Below are 16,971 nucleotides of genomic sequence, written 5' to 3'. Positions count from 1 at the left end.
TCAGCCCCCATTATCTCCGAACAAGGAGTCAGCGCCATGAACCCGATCATTACCCCGGATCTGTGCGACGAGCACCCCGAGGTGGAAGTCCTTGATCCCATCTTCGTCAACTTCGGCGGTATCGAGGCCTTCGGCGGTCCGGTGCGAACCGTCAAGTGCTTCGAGGACAACTCCCTGGTCAAGCAGGCGGTGGCGGAATCCGGCGACGGCGCGGTGCTGGTGGTGGATGCCGGCGGTTCGCTGCGCTGCGCCATGCTCGGCGACATGCTGGCGGAACAGGCGGCGAACAACGGCTGGGCAGGAATCATCATGTACGGCTGCGTGCGGGACGTGGACGTGCTGGCGGAAACCGAGCTGGGCATCCAGGCCTTGAGCAGCCATCCGCGCAAGAGCGAGAAACGCGGCGAGGGAAGCCGCGGCATGCCTGTCACCTTCGCCGGGGTCACGATAGACGAAAGACATTACATCTACGCGGATAACAACGGCATCATAGTCTCGACCCAGGCGCTGGTTTGATTCCAGAGCAGTAATGCCGAGTCTTTCATGATCGGTTCACATCCCATCATTGGACTACGCCGTCTTTCCTGGCTGGCCAGGGACGTATCGATCGCACTTCGCGATCATTTGCGTCCCTTGCTCGCCTATCATCTCTTCTTCACCCTGCTGGCCTCGGCCATTCTGCTGCCGACCACCGGCTGGGCGCTGGCCGGTTTGCTCAAGCGACTGGACCGCCCGGTCATCACCAGCGCCGGGCTACTGGATATCCTGGCGACCCCCACGGGAGCGGCCTGGCTGCTGGCAGCGATCGCTCTGACCTTTCTTTTGCTGTCTCTTCAGCAGGCGGGCATGATTCTGGTCACGGCTCACCCGCGCAACAATCACTATCGCCTCGCTCTGCAAAGCCTCTGGGCGGTAACCCGCCGATTCCCCGCCGTTGCCCTGTTGAGCCTGTTGCAGATCGGTATCCATGCGCTGCTGATTCTCCCCCTCATCGTCGTTCTGGTCGGTTTCCATGGGGTCTTCCTGGGGGGACTGGATGGTTACTATGTTCGTCATGCGCTGCCACCCGCGCTATGGAAATTCCTGGCAGCAAGCCTGCCGTTTTTTCTGCTGTGGGCCTGGTTCGCCGCCAAACTTTACCTGCGCTGGCGACTCGCCCTGCCCATCCTGATGCTGGAAAGCCGCCGCCCCTTGGAGGCACTACGTCGCAGCTATCGCATGACTCAAGGATGGGGCCGGCATATCGGCGCCGCGGTCTTACTCCTGCTATTGCTGATCGTCATCCTGCCGGTGGCATTCACCTGGCTATTCGATACCTTGGGTTCTCCCTTGCTGATGCTGCTGCCGGAGCGGCATGCGATACTGCTGCCGGCCACCCTGGCCTATGTCCTCTGCTATGTGCTGCTGACCCTGGGGCTGACGTTTCTGGGGATTGCCGCCAACAGTCTGCTGATGGCCTGTCTGTATCTGCGTTTGATGCAACCCGTGGCGGATCGGCATCGATTTCTGTCGATCCTGCCAGCCAATGGACAACCGGGGCGCCTGGCCTGGGGGATAGAGCTTGCGGTCCTCGCCTTCGCCGCAGCCCAGGCCTGGGGAATCCTCAACAGCTTCGAGCTGCGGGACGATGTCACCATTACCGCCCATCGCGGCAGCTCCCTGGCGGCGCCGGAAAACACCCTGGCGGCCATCAGTCGCGCTTACGAAGATGGCGCGGACATGGTGGAAATCGACGTGCGCTTTACCCGGGACGACCAGGTGGTGGTGTTTCACGACAATCAGCTGCGGCGACTGACCGGCGACCCGCGGCGCCTGCGGGATGTGGATTTGGAGGAACTGCGCAGCTTCGATGTGGGCAGCTGGTTTGGCGACGCCTTCGTCGGCGAGGGCATCCCAACGCTGGTGGAGGCGCTGAAAAGCGCCCGCGGAAAAGGCGCGCTGATGATCGAGCTCAAGCCGGACAAGGGACGAAGCAGCGATCTGATCGAGGCGGTCTTCGGACTGCTCGATGCGGAAAATACCGCTCGCGCCGTCTGTCGACTAAAACCTCGGGATCAGGGCGAGGCCTGCGGAAGCGACGATGTATTCGACGACGTCCGCCTGGCCAGCCTGTCCGAATCGGTGATTCGCAAGATCGAGGAACGCAGACCGGAAGTCCGTACCACCCTGCTGGCGGAGTTTATTCTTTCCGGCACCCTGGATCGCAGCGGCTTCGATGCGCTGGGTCTTCGCTACAATCGTATCAATCGGCGTGAAGTCGCCCTGGCTCGGCGTCTAGGCTATGAGCTTCACGCCTGGACCACCAACTCGCCAGGCCGTATGTCCGCGCTGATCGATCTGGGCGTCGACAACATCATCACCGACCGCCCGGCAACGCTTGCCGAACTGCTCGAAGAACGCCGCCAGCTCAGTGACGGAGAGCTGCTGTTGCTGAAGATTCATAACTGGCTGCGGTATTGAAACTTTGTTTCCGATACCGCATCAGGTACCGCAAAACGTTCTCAACACTTTCTCGCTCTCACGGGGCGGGCGGGTGTAGTCGACGTCTCCTTCGGGCTCCTCGAAAGGCCGGGTCACCGCCGCCAGCAGCGCCTCGAAAGGGGCGTAGTCGTCGCGCTGCGCCGCCGCTTGCAATACTTGCTCGACCCGATGATTACGGGGAATCACCGCGGGGTTGATGGCGCGCATTCGGCGGGCAATGGCCTTCGGGTCGTCACTTTCTCGCGCCAGCCGTTCTCGCCAGCGCGGTAGCCAGGCTTCCAGCCCATGCGGAGATTCGAGGAGTTCACCCAGCCGCGCCTCACCGGCGCTGGAATCCAGAACGTCCGCCAGACGGCGAAAGGTCAGGGTAAAATCCGCGCGCGCGTTCTGCATGGCGGTCAGCAAGTCTTCCGCCAGTTCCGCGTCGCCTTCTTCCTGTGTTTCCAGTCCCAGCTTGGCGCGCTTTACCGCCAGCCAGCGGCTCTCGAAGCGCTCGCTAAACGCTTCGACTACTTTGGTGGCTTTCTCGATGGCTCGGTCGGCATCCATGTCGATCAAGGAAATCAGGGTCTCGGCGAAGCGCGCCATGTTCCACTGGGCCAATCGTGGCTGGTTGCCCCAGGCGTAGCGCCCCCGCTCGTCGATGGAACTGAATACCGTGGCAGGGTGAAAGCTATCCATGAAGGCGCAAGGGCCGTAATCGATTGTCTCGCCGGAGATTGCCGCATTATCCGTGTTCATCACGCCGTGGATAAAGCCCACCCCCATCCAATGCGCTACCAGCTGCGCTTGACGCTCCGTCACCGCATCGAGCAGCGCCAGATAGCGCTCGCCCTCGTTATGCTCCGCCAGCGCCGGATAGTGGCGCGCGATGGCTTCATCCGCCAGCAGCCGCACTGCCTCATCGTCCTTGCGCGCCGCAAAATACTGAAAGGTTCCTACTCGTAAATGGCTGGCTGCCACTCGGGTCAACACCGCGCCGGGTTCCGGCACCCTACGATAGACCCGCTCGCCGCTGGTCACCGCCGCCAGCGCCCGGGTGGTGGGAATTCCCAGCGCGTGCATCGCCTCGCTGACCAGATATTCCCGGAGCACCGGCCCCAGGGGCGCACGACCGTCGCCGCCCCGGGAAAACGGCGTACGGCCGCTGCCCTTGAGCTGGATATCCCTCAACCTTCCGTGGCAATCCGTCAGTTCTCCCAGCAGCAGCGCCCGACCGTCCCCGAGCTGGGGCACGAAGTTGCCGAACTGATGGCCCGCATAGGCAGTGGCCACCGGCAAGGCCCCCGCCGGAATCGCATTGCCGGAGAACCATTCGGCGGCCTGCTTCGCATCGAAGGCCGCGAGATCGAAGCCCAGCTCTTCTGCCAGAGGGCGATTGAAGGCCACCAGCCGAGGGCTGGCGACAGGAGTCGGTGCGCATTCGGCGCGCATGTGTTCCGGCAGTCCGGCATAGCGCTGAGAAAAACGGGGAAACATGACGCCTCCGATAAAAACGATAGGATTTACCCTACAGGGACAGTTCAAGATGGCCAACATTCCCTTGGCGGATAAAAGCAGGCCCCGATAACGTTGCCGTTACCGGGGCCCGAGAATAAACCCGACTTTGTTTAGTCAATCGTTTCGCCCGCCAGCATGAACCAGGTCTCGATCACCGCGTCCGGATTGAGGGACACGGAATCGATGCCCTGCTCCATCAGCCATTTGGCAAGCTCCGGGTGATCCGAAGGGCCCTGGCCGCAGATACCGATGTACTTGCCCTGCTTGTTGCAGGCCTCGATGGCCATGGCCAGGAGCTTCTTGACCGCCGGATTTCGCTCGTCGAAAAGGTGCGCGACGATCCCGGAATCCCGATCCAGTCCCAGGGTCAACTGGGTAAGATCGTTGGAGCCGATGGAGAAGCCGTCGAAGTATTCCAGAAACTCGTTGGCCAGCAGAGCGTTGGCGGGCAGCTCACACATCATGATGACCTTGAGCCCATTGTCGCCGCGCTTGAGGCCGTTTTCCTCGAGGATTTCCACCACCCCTTTCGCTTCCTCGGTGGTGCGCACGAAGGGCACCATGATCTCGATGTTGTCGAGGCCCATCTCGTCACGCACCCGCTTCAGCGCCTGGCATTCCAGATCGAAGCAGGGGCGGAAGGATTCGGACAGATAGCGTGAGGCCCCGCGGAAGCCGAGCATCGGATTCTCTTCCCCGGGCTCATAGAGCTTGCCGCCGATCAGGTTCTCGTACTCGTTGGACTTGAAGTCCGACAGGCGCACGATCACCCGCTGAGGATAGAACGCCGCTGCCAGGGTGGAGATTCCCTCCACCAGCTTGTCCACGTAGAAGCTGACCGGATTGTCATAGCCGGCGGTGCGCGCATCGATGGACTGCTGCAGATCTAGCGCCAGAGTGTCGTATTCCATCAGCGCCTTGGGATGCACGCCGATCATGCGGTTGATGATGAACTCGAGCCGCGCCAGGCCAACGCCGGCATTGGGCAGGCTGGCGAAGCTGAAGGCGCGGTCCGGATTGCCCACGTTCATCATGATCTTGAAGGGAATTTCCGGCATGCTGTCGACGCTGGAACTCTTGCAGTCGAAGGCCAGCAGACCTTCGTAGACATGACCCGCGTCGCCTTCGGCGCAGGATACCGTCGCTTCCTGACCATCCTTCAAGACCTCGGTAGCGTCGCCGCAGCCTACTACCGCGGGAATACCCAGTTCCCGAGCGATGATCGCCGCGTGGCAGGTACGCCCGCCGCGATTGGTGACGATAGCGGAAGCCCGTTTCATGATCGGTTCCCAGTCCGGGTCGGTCATGTCCGTGACCAGCACGTCCCCTTCGTTGACCTTGTGCATCTCTTCGGGGGTGGTGACCAGCTTGACCGCCCCTTGCCCGATGCGCTGGCCGATGGCGCGACCGGTCACCAGGGTGCGGCCCTTCTCCTTGAGCTGGAAACGTTCGAGCTTGCCGCCTTCCTGCTGGGAAACCACGGTTTCCGGGCGCGCCTGAACGATATACAGCTTGCCGTCATCGCCGTCTCGCGCCCACTCGATGTCCATGGGCCGCTGATAGTGCTGCTCGATGATCACCGCCTGGCGAGCCAGATTCATCACGTCGTCGTCGCTGATGCAGAAGCGTCCGCGATCCGCCAGGGGAACATCCACCGTGGCCACGGATTTGCCGGCGCTGGCGTCCTCGGTGTAGATCATCTTGATCAGCTTGGAACCCAGGTTGCGGCGCAATACCGCCGGGCGCCCGGCGGCCAGAGTCGTCTTGTGAACGTAGAATTCATCCGGGTTGACCGCTCCCTGTACCACGGTTTCCCCTAGGCCCCAGGAGGCGGTGACGAATACCGCATCGCGGAAGCCGGATTCCGTATCCAGAGTGAACATTACCCCGCTGGCGCCGGTTTCGGAGCGCACCATCTTCTGGATGCCGGCGGAAAGCGCGACGTTTTCGTGAGCATAGCCGCGATGCACTCGGTAAGAGATTGCACGGTCGTTGAACAGCGAAGCGAAGACCTCGTGCACCGCCCGCTTGATGTTGTCGAAGCCTTCGATATTGAGAAAGGTTTCCTGCTGGCCGGCGAATGAGGCATCCGGCAGGTCCTCCGCGGTGGCGGAAGAGCGTACCGCCGCCTTCAGATTGGGATGCTTGGCAAGCAGCTGTTCGTAGGCGTCGCCCAGTTCCGCTTCGAAGGCCGGGGGCAAGGGGGTATCGATGATCCACTGGCGAATCTCGGCGCCCGTCTTGGCCAGGGCTTCCGTGTCGTCCACGTCCAGACGTGAAAGCGCCTGATTGATGCGCTCGTTGAGTCCTTCATGGGCGAGGAATTCGCGGTAGGCCTCGGCGGTGGTGGCGAAGCCGCCGGGTACGCTGACCCCGGCATTGGCCAGGTTGGAGATCATTTCCCCCAGGGAGGCGTTCTTTCCACCGACACGCTCGACGTCGTTCATGCCGAGTTGATCGAACCACAGGATGTAAGGCTCCACGAAACCCCCTTTATCGTCCATAGGAAGCGCCTATGAACCGTACTTGAGTAAAATTGACTCAATCAGAATAGACAGCGCCACCGCGACGCCGAACCCGAATAAAGGAAGCTACCCTACCAAGCTGAAACCGTATTCGCCATTAGTCTAATAGCGAAGTCATTGGAGAATTTTTACAACAGCGCGCGATTATCCACGGATCCTGTAGTCAACCACGCCAGAACCCGGGACAATTCGGCTACTTTCCATCATTCAGAGATACCTCATGACACGTACGGCTTTCTTTATTTCCGATGGCACCGGTATCACCGCGGAGACATTAGGCCGCAGTCTGCTGGCCCAGTTCGAGAACGTCGACATTCGCATGGTGATCAAACCCTATATCGATACCGTGGAAAAGGCCGAGGCACTGGTGGAAATCATCAGCGCCGCGGCTTCCCGGGACGGCGAAAAGCCGATCATCATCGATACCGTCGTGGATGAAGACATACGACAGATCATCACTGCCGCGCCGGGCTTCAATATCGATATCTTTTCGACGTTTCTCAAGCCCCTGGAAGAAGAACTAGGGACTCATTCCACCTACAGCGTCGGTCGTACCCACGCCATTGGTCGTGACGACGTCTACATGAACCGCATCGACTCGGTGCATTTTGCCCTGGATAACGACGACGGCGCACGCACGCATCAATACGACAAGGCGGATCTGATCCTGGTAGGCGTATCCCGCTGCGGCAAGACGCCGACGTCGCTCTATCTGGCGCTGCAGTTCGGCATTCGCGCCGCCAACTACCCCTTCACCGAAGACGATCTGGACGAGGACGGCTCGCTCAGGCTGCCCAAGGCTCTGGCGCCCTATCGACGCAAGCTGTTCGGCCTAACCATCGATCCCCGGCGCCTGGCGGCGATCCGCACTCAGCGCCGGCCCAATAGTCGCTACAGCTCCCTTGATCAATGCATGCAGGAAGTGCAGCAGACGGAAGGCCTCTACCGGCAGCTGAACATTCCCTTCATCGATACGACCCGCTTCTCCATCGAGGAGATTTCCACCCGCATGATTGCGGAAACCGGCCTGACCCGCCGCTTGCCATAAAGTGGCCGGATCAAGAGCTTGTCGTTTTCTTGAGAGCCTGTGTCACCCGGGGTGAATCATTGCGTGGGCCGGCACGCAGCACCGGACGAATATAGCCCCAGGCCACGAGTCCCATGATCAGATTGGCCGCCAGCATGCCGCCGAAGATGCCTTCGATGCCAACCAGCTTCCCTCCCAGCCAGGACAGTGGCACGTACAAGACGAATAGCCGAATCAGCGACAGCAGCATCGCCTTGCGCGGGCGATGCATGGCATTGAGGGAGGACACGGACAAAATGATCACGCCTTGGGCGCCCAGGCCCAGAGGCACCAGCCAGATGAAGATTCGCAGCACCGACTCTACCGTCGCGGTTTCCGCATAGCTGGCGGTAATCCAGGGCGCAAGCACCTGCAGGAGCCCCCAGATCAGCAGTTGCCAGACAAGTACGAAAGCGAAACAGCCGAATACCGCGCGGCGCACCCGTTCATTGGCACCGGCGCCGACATTCTGGCTGACCACCGGCGACAGGGTCATCGACAGTGCCAGCACCACGATCTGTGCGATGGCGTCGATGCGGGTGCCCACACCGAAGGCTGCCACGGCATCATGGCCATGGCTGGCGACGATGCGCGTCAACAAGGCCATGGCGATGGGCGTGAACAGGCTGGTGATCGCCGCGGGCAAGGCGATCTTGCCAAGCTTTTGCCAGGAGTCGAGCAACACGGAAAGCGCGAGCCCCTTGAGCGCGATCAGGCGGCGCAGCTGCGGATGAAAACACAGCCCTAGGGTCACCGCGCCCCAGCTGATCACCGTGGCCAGCGCCGCGCCGCTGACGCCCATGGCGGGTATCGGCCCGAGGCCGAAAATCAGCAGGGGATCGAGAATGATGTTGAGCAGCGCGGCCCCGGCCATACCGACCCCCGCCATCACCGTATTGCCATGGGCGCGCAGGATGCTGTTGAGCACCCGCGGCGCCATGATCAGGGCCGCTCCCCAATACCAGACCCCCATATACTGGTGGATGTAGGGCATCAGCGCTTGATCCGCGCCCAGCAGCGTGAACAGCGCTTCGACGCTGGGCAAGCCGGCCAGCGTAATCAGCAGGCCCACTATCAAGGAAAGCAGCACCGCGTCTGTGGCGCGCCGGGCGATCAGACTGCTGTCGCCGCTCCCCAATAGCCTGGCGATGACCGCGGAGGTGCCGATGGCCATGCCCACGGAGGTGCTGATGACCGCGAACACAACGGGAAAGGTGAAGGCCACTGCCGCCAGGGGCTGGGTACCCAGGCGTGAGACGAAATAGGCATCCGCCAGATTGAAGGTCATCATCGCCAGCATGCCGCCGATTACCGGCAGGGTCTTGCGAATCAGCAGCGGCGTCAGCGGCGCATCGAGCAAGGCGCGGGAAGAGGAATAGTCGACAGCGTTGCTTCTGCTCATAAGGAATCCGGTCGGTACAGGGTGCCTATTCTGCCTGATCCCGACCGAAGCCCCAATGATGTTATATCAGGATCGGGGCGCTTCCTCGCCGCGATACAGCCATTGAATGCTGGAAAAATCCAGCCGACCATTGCCCTGGCTTGCGTGCAGAGTATAAAGATTGCGCGCCTGGGAGCCCATGGGTACCGTGGCCTTGGTATCAAGCGCCAGTTCCCAGGCGAGTCCCAGGTCCTTGATCATCAGATCCGTGAGAAAGCCGCCCTGATAGTCGTTCGACGCCGGCGCTTTCTCCATCACCCCGGGCCAGGGATTATAGACGTTGAGCGCCCAGTTGCCGCCGCTGCTCTGCTGCATGATCTCCGATAGCACCGCCGGGTCCAGGCCGTTTTTCACTCCCAGCGCCAACGCTTCCGCGGTGCCGCTCATCAGAATCGCCAGCAGCATGTTGTTGCACAGCTTGGCCACCTGACCCAAGCCGTTGTCTCCGGCGTGAAAGATATTCTTGCCCATGTCGTCGAGAATCGGTCTGGCACGCTCGAAGCCGTCTCTGGTGCCGCCGACGATAAAGGTCAGGGTTCCCGCCTGAGCGCCTCCCACCCCACCGGAAACCGGTGCGTCCAGGTAGACGACCCCCCGCGCCAGGGCCTCCGCTGCCACTTCCTTGGCGACATTCGGCTCGATGGTGGAGGCATCGATGATCAGCGGCGAACCTTCCAGCGCGTCGAGCAGCCCCGGCTGGTTCTCGTCTCCCAGGTAGAGCGTGCGTACATGCTTGCCCGCGGGCAGCATGGAAACGATCGCATCGACCCCCGCCGCTGCCTCCGCGGCACTGTCGGCTCGCGTCGCACCGGCGCTTTCCAGAGCTTGGATGGCGTCTTCCACCAGATCGAAGACCCGCACCGCGTGTCCCGCCTTGACCAGATTGGTCGCCATGGGCGACCCCATGTTGCCCAGGCCGATAAAGGCAATTTTCATGATCGATCTCCTCGCATTATGGTTGGTTGCCAAGGTGGCGCAGAGGATGCTTCTCGGGCGACCACAGCGGCGCCAGCATGGCGTCCACCGCATCGGACGTGACGTCCTTGACACTGTCGTGGGACCAGCGGGGATTCTTGTCCTTGTCGATCAACAGCGCTCGCACGCCTTCCTGAAAATCTCCCTGAGTGCAGCAGCGCACGGAAAGCACCAGTTCGTCGCGGAAGGCGTCCGCCAGGCTCGAATGGCGATGACGCTCGAGCATTCGCCAGACCAGATGTGCGGTCAGCGGACAACCTGCTTGAAGACGCTGTCGATTGGCGGCCAGCCAGTCGTCGCTTTCCTCGTCCGCGAGAATCCGAGCGACGGCTTCAGTGACGCTACCGCGACAGGCCAGGCGCTGCAGATGATCGAGGCGTGGCACCACCTGGCCTTGCGGCGCCCGATCCCGGGCCTCGAAGCGATCCAGGACTTCGCCTACCGTCAGATGCAGATCCGTGTGACGACGCTCCAGATAGTCCGCCTCCTGCAGCGCCGCCAGCAGTTCATCCCGCTGATCCTCGGGAATCAGTCGGTCTGCCAGGCCCAGGTCAAGTGCGTCTCGGGCGTTGAGCTGAGCGCCGGTCAGTCCCAGATAGGCGCCGATGCCCGGGGGCATACGATTCAGAAACCAGCTGGCGCCGATATCCGGATAAAGCCCGATGGTGATTTCCGGCATGGCGATACGACAGCGCGGCGTGGCCAGACGATAGGGTGCGCCGGCCATCAGGCCGAGACCGCCGCCCATGACGATGCCATTGCCCCACACCATGAGCGGCTTGGGATAGGTATGGATACGGTAATCCAGCGCGTATTCCGCGGTGAAGTAGCGGCTGGCGAACTGTTCCGTGGTATCCGGATCGTCGCTCATGGCCTTGTACAGCGCGACGATATCGCCCCCGGCGCAGAGCGCCTTGTCCCCGGCGCCCTCGAGCCAGACCGCGACGACACCCTCGTCTTCCAGCCAGTCGTCGAGCTTGCGATGCAGCGGCTCGATCATCGCCAGGGAAAGCGCATTCAAGGATTTCGGCGTATTCAATGTCGCCAGGCCGATACGCCCACCGTCCCGGGTGGGCAGTTCGGAAAAGAGAATCGCTTGCTCGGACATCAAAGAGTCTCCGTGAAAGATACACATCCATTCGGCAGTAGAAACTTTTTACTGAAGCGCCTCGATCATGCCCGGCTCGAAAAGGCGTCGAGCAATGATCAGACGCATGATCTCATTGGTACCCTCGAGAATCTGGTGGACTCGAGTATCCCGCACCAGGCGCTCCAGGGGATATTCCTTGATATAACCGTAGCCACCGTGCAGCTGCAGCGCCTCGTTGCACACCTGAAAGCCCATGTCCGTGGCGACGCGCTTGGCCATGGCGCAGTGGGCGGTAGCCTGCGGATCCTGCTGGTCGAGCCGCCAGGCAGCGTGTCGCACCATCAATCGTGCCGCGGTAAGTTCGCTTGCCATGTCCGCCAGCTTGAACTGCAGCGCCTGGAAACTTGCCAGTTCACGTCCGAACTGCTTGCGTTCCTGAAGATAATCCCGAGATAGGGCCAGGGCCTGCTGGGCCGCGCCCAAGGAACAGCTGGCGATATTGAGCCGCCCGCCGTCGAGACCCTTCATGGCAAGGCGAAAGCCCTCGCCCTCTTCGCCCAGACGGTTACCCTGGTTCACCCTTACCCCGTCGAAGCTGACCAGTCGAGTCGGCTGACTCTTCCAGCCCATCTTGTCTTCGTTCTTGCCGTATTCGATACCGTCGCTATTGGCCGGTACCAGGAAGGTGGAAATGCCGCCGGCGCCGGAATCCGCCTCTCCGGTACGGGCCATCACCACCAGCACATCAGTCTCGCCGGCGCCGGAGATAAACATCTTGCTGCCAGTAATGACGTAATCATCGCCCTCGCGCACCGCCTTGGTACGCAAATTCGCCGCATCCGAGCCGGAACCGGGCTCCGTCAGGCAATAGGATGCCAACAGCTCGCCGGTGATCAGCCGCGGCAGCCATTCCTCTCGCAGGCTATCGCTGCCCCAGCGGGCGATCATCCAGCTAGCCATGTTGTGGATGGTCAGATAGGCAGTGGTGGAAATACAGCCTTGGGAAAGCTGTTCGAAAATCAAGGAGGCATCGAGCCGGGAAAGCCCAAGCCCGCCGTGCTCCTCGTCGATATAGATACTCAGAAAACCCGCCTCGCCGGCGCGCTTGATGACATCCACGGGGAAATAGGAGCGAGCGTCCCAGTCCGCGGCGTGGTCCGCAAGCTCCACCCGAGCGAAATCCGCCGCCGCCTGCTGCAGCGCTTTCTGGTCATCGTTGAGAGAGAAGTCCATGGCAAATATCCTTTAATACGCTGGATTCGACGCTATCACGGTTTGTTTCTTGCGCCTGCTATGCTGAATCTAGCCGATACCCACCCTTTACGTAAACGTAAACCTTCATTAGTCTTGACAACTATCCAGTATTGCTCTTTGGACAAGGAATCCATCATGCCGAATCGATTCACGGCCAATCCTCCCCCTGAACTGAGCAATTCCCCTCAAGGATGGCAGCAGCGCACCTATTCCATCAGCGAGCTGGCACGGTTGTTCGAGGTGACGCCACGCACCATTCGCTTCTATGAACAGGAAGGTCTGCTGGCGCCGCAACGCCGGGGACAGACACGCGTTTACACGGACAAGGATAGAGTACGACTAAAGCTTACGCTGCGCGGCAAACGTCTTGGTTTTACCCTGGCGGAAATTCGTGAAGTAGTCGAGCTTTACGACGCCATGCCGGATGGCAACCTGCGCCAGCTCAATCGCATGCTGGAAATCCTTGCGGAGAAACGTCAGGAGCTGCGGCGGCGTCTGGAGGATATTCGCCTGATGCAAAGTGAACTCGACGACGTGGAAGAACGCTGTCGCGAGGTGCTGGAAAACCTGAAAGCAACCTCCTAGGTTTTGTACGAAAAGTCATTTTTGCTAATGTGGCCCATGCATAGCCAGCATAGGTGCGGTATGGCAGGACGCTACGAAATCTCTGATAGCCAATGGCAGTTGATCGAAGACATCGTGTCGCCTACTCAAGCGATGGGCAGGCCCAGGAAAGACGATAGACAGATGCTGAATGGCGTCTTTTGGGTGCTTTGCTCTGGAGCCAAGTGGCGCGACCTTCCTGAGCGTTATGGTCCTTGGAGTACCGTATACGCCAGATTCCGCCAGTGGCGTGATGACGGTACCTTCGAGGCAGTTTTGTCGCGTCTTCAGCTTAAGCTTCGTGAAGATGGCCTGATGGATCTGGATACTTGGATGATCGACTCGACTGCCGTTCGTGCGACACGCGCCTCCGCTGGTGGAGGAAAAAAGGGGGATCCGACGAACCCTTAGATCATGCGTTAGGTCGGAGCCGTGGCGGCATCACAACCAAAATACATTTGGTCTGTGATCGCCTTGGCTGGCCCATCGCTTTCACGCTTTCGGCGGGTCAAGAAGCGGATACACGATACTTCATGCCCACCATGGAAAGGGTTCACTTGCCGGGGAGCACCGGTCGGCCACGCAAGCGTTGCCGCTATATCGTGGCTGACAAGGGCTACGATAGCGAGGAATTGCGCCGTTACTGTGATCGCTTTCGGATCAAGCCCGTCATCGCTCAACGAAAGATGAAGCGAAACCCTCGTCCGGGTCTCCCACGAGGCTTTGATAAGCCCAAGTATCGTCAGCGGAACATCGTGGAACGCGCGTTCAGTTGGCTCAAAGAATTCCGCCGTATCGCGACACGATATGAGAAGTTGGCCCGGAGCTTTTATGCGATGGTATGCGTGGCTTGCATACGCCTGTGTCTACGAGCCGACTTTTCATACAGACCCTAGAAAGTTTTCAAGACAACAACCTCTGCTATAACAGACACAGTGCCATCATCCTTTAGATCAGGAGGCCCTCATGACTCTTGGCTCCAATTTCAAAGTATCAAACAGCTACGTCAGCGGTATCAGCGATACACCGCTCAAGGGCCAGACCATCGGCGATTGTTTCGATGAGACGGTGAGCCGCTTTCCGCAGCGAGACGCGCTGATCAGCCTGCATCAAGAAGTACGCTTGAGCTGGGAGGCCCTGGGGAGAGAAGTCAATCGTGCGGCGCGGGCGTTGATGGCCATCGGCGTCGACAAGGGCGATCGAGTGGGTATCTGGTCGCCCAACTGCGCGGAATGGGCGATCACCCAGTTCGCCACCGCCAAGCTCGGCGCCATCCTGGTCAATATCAATCCGAGCTACCGCAGCCACGAGCTCGACTACGTTCTAGGCCAATCCGGCATCTCGACCTTGATCCTGCAGGGCGCTTTCAAGAGTTCGGACTATGTCGACATGCTGGCGGAACTGGTGCCCTCCTTGACCACAGACCAAGGCGAGGTAAACAGCGAACGCCTGCCCGCGCTCAAGCGGGTGATCTGCCTGGACTCCTCGCGACGACTTCCAGGGATGACAAGCTGGCCGGCGCTGCTCGAACGCGCGGATGAAATCGAAGAAGAGCAGTTGGCAACGCTTCAGGCGACCCTGCAACTCGACGAGCCGATCAACATCCAGTACACCTCCGGCACCACCGGCGCGCCCAAGGGCGCGACGCTTTCTCACCACAACATCCTCAACAACGGCTTCTTCGTCGCCCGCACCCTGGATCTCTCCGAGCAGGATCGCATGGTGATTCCGGTGCCGCTCTATCACTGTTTCGGCATGGTCATGGGCAATCTTGGCTGCATGACTCATGGCGCGGCGATGATCTATCCCGGCGACGGATTCGACGCGGAAGCAACTTTGGAAGCGGTAGCCAATGAACGCGCCACCGCCGTGTACGGTGTGCCTACCATGTTCATCGCGGAGCTCGAGCATCCTCGCTTCGCGGAATTCGATCTGTCGAGTCTGCGCACCGGCATCATGGCGGGTTCGATCTGCCCTATCGAAGTGATGCGCCAGGTCATCGACAAGATGCACATGCAGGACGTCACCATCTGCTACGGCATGACGGAAACCAGCCCGGTGAGTTTCCAGACCCAGACCGATGCTGCCCTGGAAAAACGCGTCACTACCGTGGGTACCATTCATCCTCATCTCGAGGTCAAGCTAGTGGATCCGCTGAGCGGTGCCGTGGTGCCCCGGGGAGAAAGCGGTGAACTATGCACTCGCGGCTACAGCGTGATGCTGGGCTACTGGGACAATCCGGAAGCCACCGCCAAGGCCATCGATAGCGCACGCTGGATGCATACCGGCGATCTGGCGGTAATGGACGAGGAAGGCTTCGTTGCCATCGTCGGGCGCATCAAGGACATGATCATTCGCGGCGGTGAAAACATCTATCCACGGGAAATCGAGGATTTCCTGTATACTCATCCGGCGATTTCCGACGTGCAGGTGATCGGCGTGCCGGATGAAAAATACGGCGAGGAAATTATGGCCTGGATCAAGCTGGCGCCGGACACCTCCCTCGACGAAGAAGGCGTGAAGGCTTTCTGCAAGGATCAGATCGCCTACTACAAGATTCCCCGCTACGTGAAATTCGTCGATAGCTTCCCGATGACGGTGACCGGCAAGATTCAGAAATACAAGATGCGCGAGGAGGCGACCCACGAACTGGGCCTTTGACTTCCCGTCAGGCATTCAGGCAGCGAATCACTCGCTTGACTCGATCGATTCCATCTTCGAGAGCGGCTTCTATTTCCGCCATGGTGATTTCTCGCTCCACCACCCCGGCGGCGGGATTGACCACCAGCGCCAAGCAAGCGTAGGGAATGCCAAGCTCACGCGCCAGCGCCGCCTCCGGCATGCCGGTCATGCCTACCAGACGGCAGCCGTCGCGAGCCATGCGGGCGATCTCCGCGGCGGTTTCCAGCCGCGGACCCTGGGTGCAACCGTAAACACCGCCGTTCACCAGAGTTTCGCCGGCGGCCCGCCCCGCCGCCAGCAACGCCTCACGCAGCCTGGCATCGTAGGGCCAGCTGAAATCTATATATTTCAATGGCTTGAACCGGCCATCGAAATAAGTCGCCTCACGGCCGCTGGTATAGTCGATCAACTGATCCGGCACCATCAGAGTGCCCGACGAAAGCTTCGGATCGATACCGCCCACGGCGTTGACACCCAGGATTTGCGTTGCCCCCGCCTCCTTGAGCCGCCAGAGGTTGGCGCGGTAATTGACCCGATGCGGCGGCAGTTTGTGCGGATGTCCGTGGCGGGCCAGGAACAGACACTTTTTTCCATTCAGCAGCCCTTCCAGCACATCGCTGGAGGCATCGCCCAAGGGAGTTTCAGTACCGTGACGCTCAACTACCTCAAGGCCCTGCATTTCCGTTAGACCGGTACCGCCAATCACCGCTAGCATCGTTTTTTCCTATCGTTCTATACAGCGCTTGTTCAAAGTTCTTTTTCAAAGCCCTTACAAAGTCCTTTTTCAAAGCCCTTTCGGCGCGAAGATACCGGGAGCATTACGCCAATACCCTTGGTAATCCATGCCGAAGCCGAACACATAGCGGTCGACGACTTCGAGGCTGCAATAGTCCGCCTTGAGCCCGGGCACCGCCTTGCGATCGTGCCGCTTGTCCACCAGTACCGCGGTGGAGATACTGGCGGCGCCGGCTTCCTGACAGTACTGAAGAATCGCCGCCAGAGTGGAACCTTCGTCGAGAATGTCGTCGACGATGATGACGTGGCGACCGGCCATGGGAATCTCCGGCGATACCCGCCAGAAAAGCTCGCCACCGCGGGTCTTGCCGCGATAGCGTGTGGCGTGCAGATAGTCCACTTCCAGGGGAAAGCCGAGCCGAGTCAACAGATGGCCGGTGGTGATCAGGCCGCCGTTCATCACACAGTAGATCACCGGCAGCTTGTCACCGAAGTCCTCGGTGATCTGCTCCGCCATGCGGTCCAGTGCATGTTCGACTTCCTTCTGGGAAATCAGGCAGTCCGCCTCCGCCATCATGTCGCGCATGGAGGCCAGGGATTCATGAAATTGAGGGTCCAT

14 protein-coding genes are annotated in these 16,971 nt (G+C 60.4%); 6 read left to right on the top strand and 8 right to left on the bottom strand.

Annotated elements, in window-relative coordinates; all coding sequences use genetic code 11:
• Positions 1-36 precede the first annotated feature (36 nt).
• Positions 37-516: a ribonuclease E activity regulator RraA gene (gene rraA, locus FGL86_RS12690; protein WP_147184892.1), complete on the top strand. Its 480-nt coding sequence runs from the start codon at positions 37-39 to the stop codon at positions 514-516.
• Between the two features lie 27 nt (positions 517-543).
• Positions 544-2,460 carry a glycerophosphodiester phosphodiesterase family protein gene (locus tag FGL86_RS12685; protein WP_147184891.1) on the top strand — a complete coding sequence of 639 codons (1,917 nt, stop codon included), beginning with the start codon at positions 544-546 and terminating at the stop codon, positions 2,458-2,460.
• Positions 2,461-2,481: 21 nt separating this feature from the next.
• On the opposite strand, the gene FGL86_RS12680 is transcribed toward FGL86_RS12685, so the two are convergent.
• A complete protein-coding gene (locus FGL86_RS12680) occupies positions 2,482-3,960 on the bottom strand; it encodes a protein adenylyltransferase SelO (RefSeq protein WP_147184890.1) in 1,479 nt (492 codons plus the stop codon).
• A 131-nt stretch (positions 3,961-4,091) separates the two neighbouring features.
• Entirely contained in the window at positions 4,092-6,464 is a 2,373-nt protein-coding gene (ppsA, locus tag FGL86_RS12675) for a phosphoenolpyruvate synthase (RefSeq protein WP_147186196.1), read from the bottom strand.
• A 262-nt stretch (positions 6,465-6,726) separates the two neighbouring features.
• Here ppsA and ppsR point away from each other — a divergent pair, with 262 nt between their 5' ends.
• Positions 6,727-7,554, top strand: coding sequence for a posphoenolpyruvate synthetase regulatory kinase/phosphorylase PpsR (ppsR, locus tag FGL86_RS12670; protein WP_147184889.1), 828 nt, complete (start codon positions 6,727-6,729; stop codon positions 7,552-7,554).
• A gap of 10 nt (positions 7,555-7,564) precedes the next feature.
• Here the strand turns inward: ppsR and FGL86_RS12665 are convergent, their stop codons facing one another.
• The 4 genes from FGL86_RS12665 to FGL86_RS12650 form a co-directional block, all read right to left on the bottom strand.
• Positions 7,565-8,974 carry an MATE family efflux transporter gene (locus tag FGL86_RS12665; protein ID WP_147184888.1) on the bottom strand — a complete coding sequence of 470 codons (1,410 nt, stop codon included), beginning with the start codon at positions 8,972-8,974 and terminating at the stop codon, positions 7,565-7,567.
• 66 nt (positions 8,975-9,040) lie between these two features.
• The gene (mmsB, locus tag FGL86_RS12660) at positions 9,041-9,949 is read right to left on the bottom strand and encodes a 3-hydroxyisobutyrate dehydrogenase (protein ID WP_186764404.1); all 909 of its coding nucleotides are present in this window, start codon (positions 9,947-9,949) and stop codon (positions 9,041-9,043) included.
• 16 nt (positions 9,950-9,965) lie between these two features.
• Entirely contained in the window at positions 9,966-11,096 is a 1,131-nt protein-coding gene (locus FGL86_RS12655) for an enoyl-CoA hydratase/isomerase family protein (RefSeq protein WP_147184887.1), read from the bottom strand.
• Between the two features lie 48 nt (positions 11,097-11,144).
• On the bottom strand, positions 11,145-12,311 hold the full coding sequence (locus FGL86_RS12650; protein ID WP_147184886.1) for an acyl-CoA dehydrogenase family protein: 1,167 nt from the start codon (positions 12,309-12,311) through the stop codon (positions 11,145-11,147).
• A 156-nt stretch (positions 12,312-12,467) separates the two neighbouring features.
• On the opposite strand from FGL86_RS12650, the gene FGL86_RS12645 reads away from it, so the two are divergent.
• The 3 genes from FGL86_RS12645 (at position 12,468) to FGL86_RS12635 (ending at position 15,596) form a co-directional block, all read left to right on the top strand.
• Entirely contained in the window at positions 12,468-12,917 is a 450-nt protein-coding gene (locus FGL86_RS12645) for a MerR family transcriptional regulator (protein ID WP_147184885.1), read from the top strand.
• A gap of 60 nt (positions 12,918-12,977) precedes the next feature.
• A protein-coding gene (locus FGL86_RS12640; RefSeq protein WP_147184884.1) for an IS5 family transposase occupies positions 12,978-13,831 on the top strand; the annotation gives its coding sequence in 2 pieces (ribosomal slippage) (positions 12,978-13,335 and positions 13,335-13,831; 855 coding nt in all).
• A gap of 70 nt (positions 13,832-13,901) precedes the next feature.
• Positions 13,902-15,596: an AMP-binding protein gene (locus FGL86_RS12635; RefSeq protein WP_147184883.1), complete on the top strand. Its 1,695-nt coding sequence runs from the start codon at positions 13,902-13,904 to the stop codon at positions 15,594-15,596.
• A gap of 7 nt (positions 15,597-15,603) precedes the next feature.
• On the opposite strand, the gene FGL86_RS12630 is transcribed toward FGL86_RS12635, so the two are convergent.
• Both FGL86_RS12630 and FGL86_RS12625 read right to left on the bottom strand, forming a co-directional pair.
• Positions 15,604-16,332, bottom strand: coding sequence for an S-methyl-5'-thioinosine phosphorylase (locus FGL86_RS12630; RefSeq protein ID WP_147184882.1), 729 nt, complete (start codon positions 16,330-16,332; stop codon positions 15,604-15,606).
• Between the two features lie 69 nt (positions 16,333-16,401).
• Positions 16,402-16,971 (bottom strand): hypoxanthine-guanine phosphoribosyltransferase, encoded by a 570-nt coding sequence (locus tag FGL86_RS12625; protein ID WP_147184881.1) that lies wholly within the window; start codon positions 16,969-16,971, stop codon positions 16,402-16,404.

This window comes from Pistricoccus aurantiacus (assembly GCF_007954585.1).
Taxonomy (GTDB): Bacteria; Pseudomonadota; Gammaproteobacteria; order Pseudomonadales; family Halomonadaceae; genus Pistricoccus; species Pistricoccus aurantiacus.
This window is presented reverse-complemented; position numbering and strand designations above follow the sequence as displayed.

What these genes read in the sequence shown, in the direction of transcription:
- rraA (WP_147184892.1), top strand. Translation starts at nt 37, where the DNA reads ATGAACCCGATCATTACCCCGGATCTGTGCGACGAGCACCCCGAGGTG.
- FGL86_RS12685 (WP_147184891.1), top strand. Translation starts at nt 544, where the DNA reads ATGATCGGTTCACATCCCATCATTGGACTACGCCGTCTTTCCTGGCTG.
- FGL86_RS12680 (WP_147184890.1), bottom strand. Translation starts at nt 3,960, where the DNA reads ATGTTTCCCCGTTTTTCTCAGCGCTATGCCGGACTGCCGGAACACATG.
- ppsR (WP_147184889.1), top strand. Translation starts at nt 6,727, where the DNA reads ATGACACGTACGGCTTTCTTTATTTCCGATGGCACCGGTATCACCGCG.
- FGL86_RS12665 (WP_147184888.1), bottom strand. Translation starts at nt 8,974, where the DNA reads ATGAGCAGAAGCAACGCTGTCGACTATTCCTCTTCCCGCGCCTTGCTC.
- mmsB (WP_186764404.1), bottom strand. Translation starts at nt 9,949, where the DNA reads ATGAAAATTGCCTTTATCGGCCTGGGCAACATGGGGTCGCCCATGGCG.
- FGL86_RS12655 (WP_147184887.1), bottom strand. Translation starts at nt 11,096, where the DNA reads ATGTCCGAGCAAGCGATTCTCTTTTCCGAACTGCCCACCCGGGACGGT.
- FGL86_RS12650 (WP_147184886.1), bottom strand. Translation starts at nt 12,311, where the DNA reads ATGGACTTCTCTCTCAACGATGACCAGAAAGCGCTGCAGCAGGCGGCG.
- FGL86_RS12645 (WP_147184885.1), top strand. Translation starts at nt 12,468, where the DNA reads ATGCCGAATCGATTCACGGCCAATCCTCCCCCTGAACTGAGCAATTCC.
- FGL86_RS12635 (WP_147184883.1), top strand. Translation starts at nt 13,902, where the DNA reads ATGACTCTTGGCTCCAATTTCAAAGTATCAAACAGCTACGTCAGCGGT.
- FGL86_RS12630 (WP_147184882.1), bottom strand. Translation starts at nt 16,332, where the DNA reads ATGCTAGCGGTGATTGGCGGTACCGGTCTAACGGAAATGCAGGGCCTT.
- FGL86_RS12625 (WP_147184881.1), bottom strand. Translation starts at nt 16,971, where the DNA reads ATGGACCCTCAATTTCATGAATCCCTGGCCTCCATGCGCGACATGATG.